The 13,217-nt window shown below is 36.8% G+C and carries 15 protein-coding genes and 2 tRNA genes; 11 read left to right on the forward strand and 6 right to left on the reverse strand.

Annotation, left to right across the window (positions count from 1 at the left end):
* Nucleotides 1-83 precede the first annotated feature (83 nt).
* Complete coding sequence (locus tag G415_RS0101670) at nucleotides 84-2,069, reverse strand: AsmA family protein (protein WP_022669850.1); 1,986 nt, start codon at nucleotides 2,067-2,069, stop codon at nucleotides 84-86.
* A 156-nt stretch (nucleotides 2,070-2,225) separates the two neighbouring features.
* Here G415_RS0101670 and G415_RS0101675 point away from each other — a divergent pair.
* From G415_RS0101675 to G415_RS0101720, 10 genes are all read left to right on the forward strand, one after another.
* Nucleotides 2,226-2,301: transfer RNA gene (locus G415_RS0101675), tRNA-His, on the forward strand.
* 19 nt (nucleotides 2,302-2,320) lie between these two features.
* Entirely contained in the window at nucleotides 2,321-2,905 is a 585-nt protein-coding gene (locus G415_RS0101680) for a Sua5/YciO/YrdC/YwlC family protein (RefSeq protein WP_022669851.1), read from the forward strand.
* Nucleotides 2,898-4,055 (forward strand): LL-diaminopimelate aminotransferase, encoded by a 1,158-nt coding sequence (locus tag G415_RS0101685; protein ID WP_022669852.1) that lies wholly within the window; start codon nucleotides 2,898-2,900, stop codon nucleotides 4,053-4,055. The genes G415_RS0101680 and G415_RS0101685 overlap by 8 nt, the downstream gene beginning before the upstream one ends.
* Entirely contained in the window at nucleotides 4,048-4,506 is a 459-nt protein-coding gene (gene folK, locus G415_RS09440) for a 2-amino-4-hydroxy-6-hydroxymethyldihydropteridine diphosphokinase (protein ID WP_022669853.1), read from the forward strand. Before G415_RS0101685 ends, folK begins: the two co-directional genes overlap by 8 nt.
* 156 nt (nucleotides 4,507-4,662) lie before the next feature.
* Nucleotides 4,663-5,457: a 3-methyl-2-oxobutanoate hydroxymethyltransferase gene (gene panB, locus G415_RS0101695; RefSeq protein WP_022669854.1), complete on the forward strand. Its 795-nt coding sequence runs from the start codon at nucleotides 4,663-4,665 to the stop codon at nucleotides 5,455-5,457.
* An 11-nt stretch (nucleotides 5,458-5,468) separates the two neighbouring features.
* Complete coding sequence (gene panC / locus G415_RS0101700; RefSeq protein WP_022669856.1) at nucleotides 5,469-6,311, forward strand: pantoate--beta-alanine ligase; 843 nt, start codon at nucleotides 5,469-5,471, stop codon at nucleotides 6,309-6,311.
* Between the two features lie 34 nt (nucleotides 6,312-6,345).
* Nucleotides 6,346-6,711 carry an aspartate 1-decarboxylase gene (gene panD, locus G415_RS0101705; protein WP_022669857.1) on the forward strand — a complete coding sequence of 122 codons (366 nt, stop codon included), beginning with the start codon at nucleotides 6,346-6,348 and terminating at the stop codon, nucleotides 6,709-6,711.
* Nucleotides 6,712-8,046 (forward strand): acyclic terpene utilization AtuA family protein, encoded by a 1,335-nt coding sequence (locus tag G415_RS09445; RefSeq protein WP_022669858.1) that lies wholly within the window; start codon nucleotides 6,712-6,714, stop codon nucleotides 8,044-8,046.
* On the forward strand, nucleotides 8,043-8,330 hold the full coding sequence (locus tag G415_RS0101715; RefSeq protein WP_022669859.1) for a DUF4387 family protein: 288 nt from the start codon (nucleotides 8,043-8,045) through the stop codon (nucleotides 8,328-8,330). The genes G415_RS09445 and G415_RS0101715 overlap by 4 nt, the downstream gene beginning before the upstream one ends.
* Entirely contained in the window at nucleotides 8,327-9,262 is a 936-nt protein-coding gene (locus G415_RS0101720) for a ketopantoate reductase family protein (protein ID WP_026939512.1), read from the forward strand. The genes G415_RS0101715 and G415_RS0101720 overlap by 4 nt, the downstream gene beginning before the upstream one ends.
* 115 nt (nucleotides 9,263-9,377) lie before the next feature.
* Here the strand turns inward: G415_RS0101720 and G415_RS0101725 are convergent, their stop codons facing one another.
* The 5 genes from G415_RS0101725 to G415_RS0101745 all read right to left on the reverse strand — a co-directional run bounded on the left by G415_RS0101725 (nucleotide 9,378) and on the right by G415_RS0101745 (nucleotide 11,652).
* Nucleotides 9,378-9,644: a type II toxin-antitoxin system RelE family toxin gene (locus G415_RS0101725; protein ID WP_022669860.1), complete on the reverse strand. Its 267-nt coding sequence runs from the start codon at nucleotides 9,642-9,644 to the stop codon at nucleotides 9,378-9,380.
* On the reverse strand, nucleotides 9,641-9,859 hold the full coding sequence (locus G415_RS0101730; RefSeq protein WP_022669861.1) for a hypothetical protein: 219 nt from the start codon (nucleotides 9,857-9,859) through the stop codon (nucleotides 9,641-9,643). Before G415_RS0101730 ends, G415_RS0101725 begins: the two co-directional genes overlap by 4 nt.
* A 184-nt stretch (nucleotides 9,860-10,043) precedes the next feature.
* Nucleotides 10,044-10,631, reverse strand: a complete 588-nt coding sequence (locus G415_RS0101735; protein ID WP_022669862.1) for a hypothetical protein — start codon at nucleotides 10,629-10,631, stop codon at nucleotides 10,044-10,046.
* Nucleotides 10,632-10,841: 210 nt separating this feature from the next.
* Nucleotides 10,842-10,918 (reverse strand) — tRNA-Met (locus G415_RS0101740).
* Between the two features lie 59 nt (nucleotides 10,919-10,977).
* Nucleotides 10,978-11,652 carry a DUF2202 domain-containing protein gene (locus tag G415_RS0101745; RefSeq protein WP_022669863.1) on the reverse strand — a complete coding sequence of 225 codons (675 nt, stop codon included), beginning with the start codon at nucleotides 11,650-11,652 and terminating at the stop codon, nucleotides 10,978-10,980.
* 256 nt (nucleotides 11,653-11,908) lie between these two features.
* On the opposite strand from G415_RS0101745, the gene G415_RS0101750 reads away from it, so the two are divergent.
* Nucleotides 11,909-13,210: an ammonium transporter gene (locus G415_RS0101750; protein ID WP_022669864.1), complete on the forward strand. Its 1,302-nt coding sequence runs from the start codon at nucleotides 11,909-11,911 to the stop codon at nucleotides 13,208-13,210.
* Nucleotides 13,211-13,217: the final 7 nt, after the last annotated feature.

The following is a 13,217-nucleotide window of genomic DNA, read 5'->3' on the forward strand; positions in this document are numbered from 1 at the left end:
AGAATGTCTCCTTTTTGAGATAAAACGGTTAATTTTTAGATTTAGGATATAATTATTTAGGATATAATTATCTTTGCCTATTTTTACCTAAACATCTTCTCAAGCAGTTTACCTGCTTTTTTCTCAAGCTGCTGTTTTATTAGGTCTGATGCGTTTATTTTTATTTTTGGATGTTTTAGATTACCTTTGAGTTTTACATATACATGTTTCTTTTTTATTTCAACCTTGACCTTTGCATCGATATAATCCCTGTTTAAGTCTATGAGTGCATTTTTTGAGCTTATGCGTGTTCTTTTGCTTACCATGTCAAGGTTTGTGTAGAGCTTTTTGTTGTCTATCTTTGTGTCTATTGTTGTTGTTTTGTAAAGCTCTCTTGTTATGTCAAATCTGGTTATGCCGTATAAAAGCGCTGTAAATCTGGTTGGCAGTATATGACCATCCTTAAAAATTGCATGTGCGGTTCCTTTTTTCGTAAATAGGTTGTATTTAAAGTCTATATCACCTTTTGAATCGAATATCTTTTTGTATCTCATCATCTCCATAATTTTTACCATGCTGACACCCTTTGCTTTGCCTGTTATGTCGTTGTTAACAAGGTTTATCTTTAGTTCTCCGTTCCACATCTTGGAGGATGCATCAGCTTTGATATTGCCGTTTGAGAAGTGGATGTTGCCGTTTGCTATTGTTGAGCCAGAAAGATGTCTTCCAACTAAAAAATATAGCTTATCGAGATTAGGTATTTTAAGCAAATAGTCAGAGTCAAAGGACAACTCTTTTATATTGAATATACACTTCTTTGCTTTAATTGATGCTATCGATGAGTTAATTGTTATTTTCGAGTTTGCTATGTCGTCTTTTATGATAGATAAGACATTAGCTTTAAATGATGTTTGTGGCACTTTTGTTTTTAGAAGCTTATTGACAACAGTTGCGTTTATGGTTCCTTTGTTTATCGATAGATTGAGCTTACCTGAGAGCTTTTCTAAATTTGTAATTGTTAGGCTTGTGTTTATCGTGCCGAATGCGTATTTTGGTTTATCAAATAGTGCTAAAACCTTGTCAAGTTTTGCATTTTGTGAAGTTATGTTTATATTTTTTGCTTTGAAATTGGTTAATTCTATCTCGTAATGTGTGTTTGAATCCGCTATATTGCTCTTTCCTTTTATTGTAAGTAGGTTTTTTGTTCCATTTGCAACGCCATCAGTTGAAAATCTGCCTTTTAAATTTATGTTTATTATAGGTTTTAAAAGAGAGAGTCTGTTTATATCGAGCTTGTATTTTGCTTTGATATTTTCTGATTTTTGGTTAAATGTTCCTATAATTTTGCTTTTTGCTATGTTAGAGTCTAAGTTTGCATCAAATTTTACGATAGAACCGTCTAAATTTACCGTGGCTTTTGCTTTGAATTGGGTATTTGGAAGGTTGATGTTGAATAACTTTTTTATTGTTTCTCTATTCAGTGTTCCGTCTGTTATGTTTATTATTCCGTTTCCTTTTAAAGCATTTTTCTCAAAACTACTTAAGTTTATGTTTGCCTTTATTTTAGCATCAGCAACGGCTGGTTTGTTTAGCACTTCAAGGAGTTTTTTAAGCCAAAGCTTGTCTATGTTTATCAAAACAGAAGATGGTTTGTTGTTCTTTAGCTTTATCTCATACTCTATGTTTGAGTCTGCGAAGTTGCTTTTGCCTAAGATAAGCGTTGAATTAGCTGAGCCTTTTATTAAACCTTTAGCCCAAAATGGACCTTTTATGATAAAATTATCAAATTTCAGCTTGTCTTCATCTTTGTTTACATCAAGATTATACTCTAAGTTTAAATTTTTTGAAAATAGGCTGAATTTTCCTTTGACTGTAAATATAGAACCTTTTACTGTTTTGAGTTTTAAAAATACATACGATGGACGCATGCTGAACTCTTCAAGCTTCATATTTGTCTTTAGGGCTTTGTTTATTTTGGATTCGACAGTAGGTTTGAGTAAATTATTGCCTGGTTGTGTAAATAGAACGCCGTATGCTAAAATGAATATGAGAATAATAAACGAAAATACACCAATGATTAATTTTTTCATCTTTCTCTCCTGAATTTTCAAAGTTAGATTATTATAGGATGATTTAGGATTTAATGCAAATTTTATCTTAGGTTGAATACTTGACAAAATATATTGCTAATGCTATAAAGTGCTCGTCTGATTATGGGAGTATCTCCCGTAATCTGTTATCTTGTGGTGAGTATAGCTCAGTTGGCAGAGCACCAGGTTGTGGCCCTGGGGGTCGTGGGTTCAAGTCCCACTACTCACCCCATTTTTTAAGGAATAATCTTATGTTTATAGGAAAGGGCAGAAAGGCTATAAATTTAGCTAAGGCAAAATTAAAAAACTCTGGTGTTATCATCTGCCCAGCTTTCACAATTTATGGTTTTTCTGCCTTTCTTTTTGATATAAAGGCCAATCTAAAAATATATCGAATAAAAAGAAGAGAAACCAAAAAGCCGTTTATAGTGATTGCGTCTAAGGATTATATAAAAAAATGCATTGCAGATGCTGATTTAGACATTGTTGATTTTCTTCTTGATAATGCTATAACCGTTGTTGTAAAAACAAAGATTGAGATGCCGTCTTATGCTTCGTCTAATGGTAAGACAGCCTTTAGGGTTGCAAATACGGATATTTTGAATGAGTTTGTTGAGATATCACCAATTACTTCAACAAGTATAAACATATCTGGGTCAAAAGAGATAAATTCTGTTCCAAAGATGATTAAAATGTTTTCCAGCGTGGTTGATGGTATAATAGTCGATAGCGTCATTGGTCTGCCTTCGACGGTTATTGAGATAAATAAAAAAAGCGTTAAAGTTTTGAGAGAAGGATTTAATATAGAAAAAATCAGGGAGGTTATCGATGATTGAATTGGCAGAAAGGATAAAAAAATTACCGCCTTATCTGTTTGCTGAGATTGACAGACTAAAGGAAGAGGTGATTAAAGAAGGTGTTGATGTGATTGATCTTGGTGTTGGAGACCCGGATATTCCAACGCCTAAGGAGATTGTCGAAGTTGCAAAAAAGGCTTTAGAAAATCAAGAGAATCACAGATATCCGAGTTATGTTGGAATGCTCTCTTTTAGAAAGGCAGTTGCCGATTGGTATAAGAGAAGGTTTAATGTTGAGCTTGACCCAGAGACAGAAGTTGTTAGTCTTATCGGTTCGAAGGAAGGTATAGCCCATCTGCCACTTGCTTATATAGACAAAGGCGATTATGCACTTGTTCCAGACCCTGGTTATCCTGTTTATCCTGTTGCCGTTATGTTTGCAGGTGGTGAAGCTGTAAAAATGCCGCTAAAAGAAGAGAATGGTTTTTTGCCAGATTTGGACTCGATTGATAAGGATATACTCGAAAAGGCAAAGCTTATGTTTATCGGATACCCGAACAATCCAACATCTGCTATTGCTGAGAAGGAGTTTTACGAGAAGGTCGTTGCTTTGGCTAAGGAGTATGATTTTATCGTTGCAAGTGATAATGCATACTCAGAAATCTGCTATGATGGGTATAAGCCTATAAGCTTTCTTGAAGTTGAAGGTGCAAAGGATGTGGGTATAGAGTTTCACTCTTTATCCAAAACATTTAACATGACAGGATGGAGAATCGGCTTTGCTGTCGGCAATAGAGATGTTATAGCTGCTTTGGGTAAGGTTAAGACAAATATAGATTCTGGCATCTTTCAGGCTGTTCAGGAAGCTGGAACATACGCTTTAAACAACGCAGAAGAGCTAAACGGAAAAATTATAAAGGTGTTTCAAGAGAGAAGAGATAAAATGGCCGAAGCTCTGAAGAAAGCAGGGTTTGAGTTTAATTTGCCCAAAGCAACATTCTATTTTTGGGTTAAAGTGCCAGAAGGTTATACATCTGCCGAATTTACGAAAAAACTTTTGAAAGAGAAGGGTATTGTTGTAACACCGGGCAATGGCTTTGGCGATACAGGTGAAGGTTATTTTAGAATTAGTATAACAAACCCAAGAATTGAAGAAGCTGTGGAAAGGATAAAAAGCGCCGTTGTATAACAGGTGGGTTTATTTATCTCTTGGCAGTAATGTTGGGAATAGGAGAAGGAATATAAACTGGGCTGTTGTGTATCTTTCAAAGAGAGTTAATGTGATCTCAAAGTCAAGCATCATAGAAACCGAAGCGTGGGGCTATAAGAAACAGAAAAAATTTTTAAACTGTGCGTTAAAGGTTGACTGTAAATTAAAACCTTTTGAATTGCTTAAGTTTTGTAAAAACATAGAAAGAAAACTTAGAAGAGTTAAGAAATTTAAGTGGGGTCCCAGAACCGTCGATGTTGACATAGTTGCCTTTAAAAATATAATCCTTAAAAGGAAAAGGTTATGGCTTCCGCATAGGCACGCTCATCAAAGACTGTTTGTGATTGAACCTTTGATGGAGCTTGATGCGAAGCTAAAGTTTGAAGGTTTTACTTTAGAAGAGCACAAAAGCAGGCTTGAAGGGCGTTAAGGCTCTAAAGACCTGCAAAAAGGAGTTAGTTTGATTTTAAAAATAGGTAAAAGACCCGTTGAAAGGGCTTTGAACCGTCTATATAAACCAAAATCGAGCCTGAATATGCCCAGCGTGGGTGTATTCAGGCTTTTTTATTTTAAGGAGGTTTGAGAAATGGCTATTACTGTCCCAAAAATCAAGGCAATGAAGGGTAAAGAGAAGATCAGCATGATTACGGCTTATGATTACACTTCTGCTCGTATAGCTGATGAAGCTGGAATTGACATAATACTTGTTGGTGATTCTTTGGCTATGGTTATGCAGGGCAAAAGCTCAACAATTCCCGTTACTGTTGATGAAGTTATTTATCATGCAAAAATGGTTAGACAGGGTGTAAAGAATGCTCTAATTGTTGTTGATATGCCGTTTATGAGTTATCAGGCTGATTATGTTGAAGCCGTGAGAAACGCTGGAAGAATATTGAAAGAGACTGGCTGTGATGCCGTTAAGCTTGAAGGTGGGCGTGAGTTTGTTCCAACGATAAACAACATTATTGCCGCTGGAATTCCTGTAATGGGTCATCTTGGTTTGACGCCACAGTCTATAAATATCTTTGGTTCTTATAAAGCTCGTGGTAAAGAGCCAGAAGAAGCAAAAAAGATAAAAGAAGATGCGAAGTTTTTGGCAGAAGTGGGTGTGTTTGCTTTAGTGCTTGAGTCTGTTCCAAAGCAGCTTGCAAAAGAGATAACCGAATCCATCTCTATTCCAACCATAGGCATTGGCGCTGGTATGCATACTGATGGTCAGGTTTTGGTTTATCACGATATGCTTGGTCTGTTTGACGACTTCAAACCGAAGTTTGTAAAAAGATATGCTCATCTTAAAAAAGATGCTATTGAAGGTATAAAAAATTATATCAGTGAAGTTAAAGAAGGCAAATTCCCAACAGATGAGCACTCTTACGATTAAGGGAGGCATAAATGAGAATAATCTATTCAGCTGATGAGATGCAGCAGATAGCAAATAAATACAGAGAGTTGGGCAAGAAAATAGGCTTTGTACCCACTATGGGTTATTTGCACGAGGGACATTTGTCTTTAGTAAGAAAAGCTAAAGAAGATAATGATGTCGTGTTTGTGAGTATTTTTGTAAACCCACTTCAGTTTGCACCCAACGAAGATTTAGATAAATATCCAAGAGATTTAAGAAGGGATGAAGAGCTTTTGAAGGAGGAAGGTGTTGATTTTTTGTTCTATCCTGCAGTTGAAAAGATGTATCCAGATGGATTTCAAACCTATGTTGAAGTTGAAAAGCTCACAAAAGTGCTTGAAGGGAAAAGCAGGCCAACGCACTTTAAAGGCGTAACAACGGTTGTGCTTAAACTGTTCAATATTACAAAGCCGCACAGGGCGTATTTTGGCAAAAAGGATGCACAGCAGCTTCTTGTCATAAGAAGGATGGTTAAGGATTTAAACCTTGATATAGATGTTGTCGGTATGCCCATTGTCAGAGAAGAAGACGGGCTTGCCATGAGTTCAAGAAACAAATATTTGAACGAAGAAGAGAGAAAACAAGCAGTATGTTTGTATAAGTCTCTTAAAAAGGCAGAAGAGCTGATAAATAGCGGCGAGACAGATGCAAAAGAGATAATTGATGAGATGAAAAAAGTGATAAAATCATATCCTTTGGCTGAGATTGATTATATTAGCATAAATAGATTGAGCGATTTAGAAGAGTTAAAGACTATCGAAAAGGGCAATACGCTTGTCTCTTTAGCCGTTAGAATAGGCCAGACAAGGCTTATAGACAATATGTGGTTTTGAAAATAATTGAAAAGTTTGGAGGTTATAGAGAAAAATGTTAAGGGAAGTCTTGATTGGCAAGATTCACAGGGCAACGGTTACGGAAGCCGACCTTCACTATGTTGGCAGCATAACGATTGATGAAGAGTTGATGGAAGCAGCGGGAATGAAGGAGTTTGAGCTTGTCCATGTCTGGAACATTGACAATGGCGAGCGTTTTCAAACCTATACAATCAAAGGAAAAAGAGGCAGTGGTGTAATCTGTCTAAATGGTGCTGCAGCAAGGAAGGTTGCAGTGGGTGATAAGGTGATAATCGCTGCATTTGGCATGATTGATGAGAAGGAACTTGAAGGTTATAAACCAAGGGTGGTTATTGTTGACGATAACAATAAAATCGTTGAAGAGCATAAAGGGATGTAAATGATAAAGGCACTCTCCTTGATGGGACAGCTGGGTTATGGTTATAACAAGGACTCTTTTTTGAGAGCGATGGAAGATGGTGTTGACTATATCGGCGTTGATGCGGGTTCGATTGATTCAGGCCCATACTTTTTGGGCTCTGGCAATATGAAGGCTAATTACGATGCAACGCGAAACGACCTTGAGTTGCCGTTGGTTGAAGCTGTAAAGAGAAATATTCCATTTATTGTTGGCTCAGCTGGTTATGCAGGCGGCAACATTCATGTTGATAGGTTTCTTGAGATTGTTGAAGATATAGCAAGGGATAACAATATCCATTTTAAAGTTGCCGTTATATATTCTGAGATTGAAAAAGAGTATCTCATTGGGCTTTTAAAACAGGGCAAAGTAAAGAGTTATGAAGGCAATCCCGAGCTTAAAGAGAGTGATATATTATCGTCAAATCACATCGTTGCACAGATGGGCGTATCTAAGGTTGTCGAAGTCTTGAAAAATGGTGCAGACCTTGTTATTGCAGGCAGGATTACAGATGCATCAATATATGCTGCCTATCCGTTGCTTAAAGGCTATGAGCCTGCTTTGGTATGGCACATGTCAAAGATTATAGAGTGTGGTGCGTTGTGCGCAAAGCCTGCAAGTCCGTCTGATGCACTGCTTGGCTTTGTTGATGATGAGTTTTTTTATCTAAAACCGCCTAACCCTTCAAGAAGATGCACGCCCGATTCTGCTATGGCTCATGCTTTGTATGAGAATACCGACCCGTATGTTATTGAAGAACCAGACGGCACGCTTCTGCTTCACGATGCTGTTTATCTTCAACATGACGAAAGAACGGTAAAGGTTAAAGGCGCAAAATGGATTGAAAGAGAGAAAAAGACATTCAAGATTGAAGGTGCTAAATTCTCAGGTTATAGAACGATAGCTGTTGCAGGCATAAGAAACCCTGACATGATAGCCCAGATTGACGATATTCTCAATGTTGCAAAAGAAGAAGCCTATAGGCAGTTTAAAGATGGCTTTAGGTTGAATTTTAGGCTGTATGGAAGAGATGCCGTTTTGGGCAGTATGGAGTTTGATAAAAACTTGCATGAGATAGGTTTGATTGTTGATGTTGTTGCAGAGTCTCAGAAGTTTGCACATAGAGTCTGCTCGGTGGTTAAGGCGTTTTTGCAGCATTACGATTACAAAGGCAGAATAGCAACAGGAGCCAACCTTGCATTCCCTTATTCGCCTGCTGAGATTGATGTGGGTGAAGTGTATGAGTTTAGTGTGTATCACATTGTTGAAGATGAGAGGTTAGAGGAGAAATTTAAGCTAAAGGAGTTTGAGCTTTGAAGCTAAAAGAAGCTGTCAAGATTTTAAGGAGCAAAAACGCTGGAGTTTGGCATATAACCATAGATATCGTGTTTAAAGATGAAAGCCTGTATAAAAGTGCGAAAGGGAAGTTAAACAAGGAGATTTTTGAAAAGATTTACAAAAGGGAAGTTAGATACTTTGAATGCGACAATATAAACACCTTAAAGGTGTCGTTTTTAAGGGATGCCGCTGCTGGTTCTGTCGATGATACTGACTGCCTTGGTGCAAATTACTATATTCCGCTTCTGGAGATAGAGATATGAGAGTGTGTATAATCGGCGCAGGCAGTGTTGGTCTTGGCCTTGCCGCTTTTCTTTTAAATGCTGGCTGGAGTGTTTGTTTTATTACGAAAAAAGGAAAGACCGAGGATTTGAAGAGGGGCTTTAGGGTTTATGGTCTGTTCGGTGATTTTGAATTTTTGGCTTCTGAGTACTGCGTATCTGAAGATTATGCTTCTTGCGAAGGATGTGACTATATCCTGATTACGGCAAAAAGCTATGCAAATAGAGAAATAGCAGAGTCTTTGGATAGGACAAGGGATAAGATAGAGAATTCAAAGATTGTTGTCATTCAAAACGGATGGGGAAATAGCGAGATTTTCAAAGAGTTTTTTGGCAAAGAAAAGATATACACGGCAAGGATAATCACAGGTTTTGAAAGGGAAAAACCCAATCTTGTAAAGATAACCGTCCATGCTGATCAGATGGTTATAGGTAATATCTTTGATAAGATGCTTTCTTTTGATGTTGAAGATTTAGTTGAAGCGTTGAATAACGGTGGGTTTGAAGCAAAAGTTTCATGCGAAGTGGATAAGCATCTCTGGGCTAAGATGCTCTATAACTGCGCCTTAAATCCTCTTGGTGCTATTTTTGGTGTTGAGTATGGCAAACTTGCGGAATCCGAACACTCAAGGAACATAATGGATAGAGTTATAGATGAGATTTACGATGTGATGGAGTCTTATGGTTATTCGACATTTTGGGAAACCAAAGAGAGCTACAAAAAGATTTTTTATTCAAAACTTGTTCCTATAACAGCCGAACACCGCTCTTCGATGCTTCAAGATATAGAAAACGGCAGAAAAACAGAAATAGAATCCCTAAACGGCGTTGTCGTAAAACTTGCCAAGGATAAGGGCATAGATACGCCTTTCAATGAGTTTCTCTACAGAAGCATAAAGTTTTTAGAAGGTTAAAGCGAGGAAACCTTAAAGAGTTATACTCATTTTGAGAAATCTAACTAATATCACCTATCCATAGGAAGTTTGCTAATCAAGTAAGTATGCACTATCCATATTAGAGAACTTTGCCTTATGAGCTTATAAGCTTTTCGTAATCTGAGTGTTTGCCAATCCAAAACCAGATGATTTCTTCACTCTTTTTAACACCGACAGCTCTATAATCTTTTGTGATTCTGATAGAATATATAGGCTCTTTTGAGTAAATCTTTTTGAATCTTAAACTTGGATAAAAAGGATTTTCTTGAAATAAAGTGAAAGCCTTTTTAGCTTCTTTTTTCAACTCGTCTGGTAATTTTTCGTAAAGTTTCCAAAACTCTGATGTGGTTTTTGAAATCATAATTTGTCGAGATTTAGGTCTGAAGTTTTTCCTTCAGAATGTTCTTTTAATGCTTTTTCTGCCATTTTACTCAGTATATCTTGAGATTTCTCAAAAAGCTTATCCCATTCTTTTTCTGCTTTTATCTCTTCCAATATCCACTCTGCGTATGCCTTTTGCTGTTCTTCTGGCAATTTCTTTATTTCATTAAAAGCTTTTTCTATAATAGAGTTCATACATCACCACCTTCATAAGATTTTTCCAATTCTACCATTTATGCTTTTGCAAGAGAAGGGAAAATAACTAAGAATTATTGACTGTTTATCACCCTCTCTCCCATATTGGAAAAGTGGCATAATACAGAATAAAATAATTAATAAATAAATTATTCAAATAGCACCACCAGATACTCCACCACCACTACTTCCGCCAGCAGAACCAGAGGAGGAACTTGCGGAAGAAGAGGAACTTATTAGTACCTACTCCTCCACCGCCGTATTGGTGGTTTTGAACAAATCTAAATAATACATCTGTTAATGGTTTTAAGTTCATGTCTTTATTACCATTGTCTATAATGTAACCTAAAACAGAATTCTCAAACATTCTTGGGTAATTTTTATTTATAACTTTTCCATCTTTTACAAAGTAACAATTTGCACCACCACAGAATACAATCTTATTAATTGCATTTTGGTTGTAAGTTACACCACCAAAGTATGAATCTATACCAAAAATAAATGGATTTCCTAAATCTCCAAATTTTTCATTAAACTCCCTAATATCTTTACCGTCATAATTTGACATGTAAACAAAAGTTGGCATATCTACTTCTGCTGTGTAATTTTTAACAATTTTAGAAACATCTACCTTTTTTCCATTAGGAAAAACTGCATAAATGTCTCCTGCATTAGCCTTTGATACACCAATTCCTAACACTGCAACAACAGAGACAGAAAACAACAACTTCTTCCCTGCAAATGAAAAAGAACTTCTCCTTTCCTTTTTCATCTTTCTCTCCTTCTCCCTTAATTATTTTTTGGCATTCTAACTCGGGGGGTGATGTCAAGGGGAAATTGTTGGTTTAGGGATTTTCTTAAAAGCATGTGAAGCTTAACTAAATATTTTAGGTTTATATAGGTTTATAAAGATGAGGGATAACAAAAAAAGCCAATCTGAGCATGCCACCCAGATTGGCTTGATAACTTTCTCTCTAATAATTGGTAGCGGGGGGAGGATTTGAACCTCCGACCTTCGGGTTATGAGCCCGACGAGCTACCAGACTGCTCCACCCCGCGTCAAGCGACGCCTTTATTTATAATCATTTATTTTAAAAAGTCAAGTGTTTTTGTTTGATTTATTGAAAGCCTAATTTACCCCTTGTTTGATGGTTTCCTTTTTCTATAGGTGAAGATAAAATTTTGTCGAATTCTTCTTTGCTTATGTATTGTGGTGTGTATGTTGCACCAAGATTTTTGAGTTCCGATATAAATATGCGCAGGTGATTTCTTGAGCCTCTCGTTAAATTGGAATACACTCGCTTTATTGCACTATTATCTGTGTTTTTTATGTATTTTTCTAAGTCGTAGATGTCTAAATCTTCTATCGTCGCTCCAATTTTGAGTGCATCTATTCTGCTTTTTGACCCATCTTTTGTTAATTGTTCGTATAATTTTTGCATCTTTTGAGATTTGAATTTACCGTTCTCTTTGCCTGTTGTTGGGTCGGTGATTCCATAAACAGACAGGAGTCTTCTTATTGCCCTTATGTGATTACTTTCGCTTCTTGCAATCCTTTCAAATACAGGCATGTTCCATTTCTTGTAAAGGTATGTGTAAACATCGTGAGCGAGTTTTTCTTCTTCAACCATGTGTATCAGCCCAACTCTGTCGGCTTCGGTGATTTTTTGATTGATTGTTATTGTCTGTCTGTTGCCTTTGTTGTATCTTGGACCACCGTATGCAATTGCTAAGTTTGACATCATTCCAACACTTACTGTTAAGGCTATACCTATTTTTAGCGCTTTTTTCATCTTTCCACTCCTTCTTTAAAGAATTTTTTTTGATTATAATTTATATTTCTTTTTCAGTCAAATATAATATTTTTCTGATGATAATTTTAATAAAATGGAAATAATATAATGACAAAAATGTAAATTAAAATACAAAAATATTCATTTTTAAATTGCAATTTGGGGTCAGCAACAAATATATTGCTTGTTATAATAAAAAAGGAATATATCTTGCTAAACAAAGCTTAGCTTGATTAAGAGAATGGGGGTGTTCTTTATGAAGAAGTTGATGGGTGTGAAATTGGTTTTTATGGTTTTTTTGCTGTTTTTTTCTTTTGGGTCTTTGTCTTTTGCTTCTGTTGGTAAGGTGAACAGCGGGGATACAGCATGGATGCTTACATCAACAGCTTTTGTTATGTTTATGACTCCTGCTGGTCTTGCTCTGTTTTACGGTGGTATGGTAAGGTCGAAAAATATTTTAAACACGATAGCTATGTCTTTTTTGAGTTATTGCATAGTGAGTGTTGTATGGGTTTTGTGGGGATACACTCTCTCTTTTGGGCCAGATATTGGTGGAATTATAGGGGATTTTAAATATTTTCTTATGAATGGTATAACTCCTTCTTCAGTTGAAGGGACTATTCCCGCCTTTCTATTTGCTGCTTTTCAAATGACATTTGCAGCTATTACAGTGGCATTAATTAGTGGTAGTGTGGTAGAGAGATTGAAGTTCTCTTTTTGGCTTGTTTTTAGCGTGCTATGGGTGAGTTTTGTTTATTCTCCCATTGCACATTGGGTGTGGGGAGGTGGATTTTTATCAAAGCTTGGGGTCTTGGATTTTGCAGGTGGAACAGTCGTTCATATAAATGCTGGCGTTGGCGGTCTTGTTCTTGCACTGTTTGTTGGTAAAAGAAAAGGTTTTAGAAGAACAGCCATGCCGCCTTCTTCTATAACTTTAACAGCTTTGGGTGCTGCTATGCTCTGGTTTGGTTGGTTTGGATTTAATGCTGGAAGTGCTTTGGCTGCTGATGGGTCTGCTGCAAGTGCGTTTTTTGTTACGAATATCGCTGCTGCAATAGGAGCTATAAGTTGGATGGGTGTTGAATGGATTGTCCATAAGCACCCAACTGTGCTTGGTGCTGCAAGTGGTGCTGTTGCAGGTCTTGTCGCTATTACTCCCGCTGCTGGTTTTGTTAATAGCTTGGGTGCTTTGATTATAGGTGCTGTTTCTGGCGTTTTGGGTTTCTTAGGTGCTTCGTATCTAAAATTTGTTTTTGACTACGATGATTCGCTTGATGCTTTTGGTGTGCACGGTTTAAACGGTATATGGGGTGCTTTGGCTACAGGTTTATTTGCTGACCCTTCTATAAATGGAGCTAAAGGACTATTTTACGGAAATTTCCATCAGTTTCTAGTTCAAGTTGAGAGTATTATTGTAGTGATAGTATATACCGCCATTATGACATACCTTATAGCAAAGGCGATATCTGTGGTTATGGGGAATATAAGAGTTGACGAAGAAGACGAGGTTAAAGGGTTAGATGTTGCAATCCATACAGAAAAGGGTTTCGAGCTATAAGGTGCCA

This window comes from Hippea alviniae EP5-r, from assembly GCF_000420385.1.
GTDB classification, from domain to species: Bacteria; Campylobacterota_A; Desulfurellia; order Desulfurellales; family Hippeaceae; genus Hippea; species Hippea alviniae.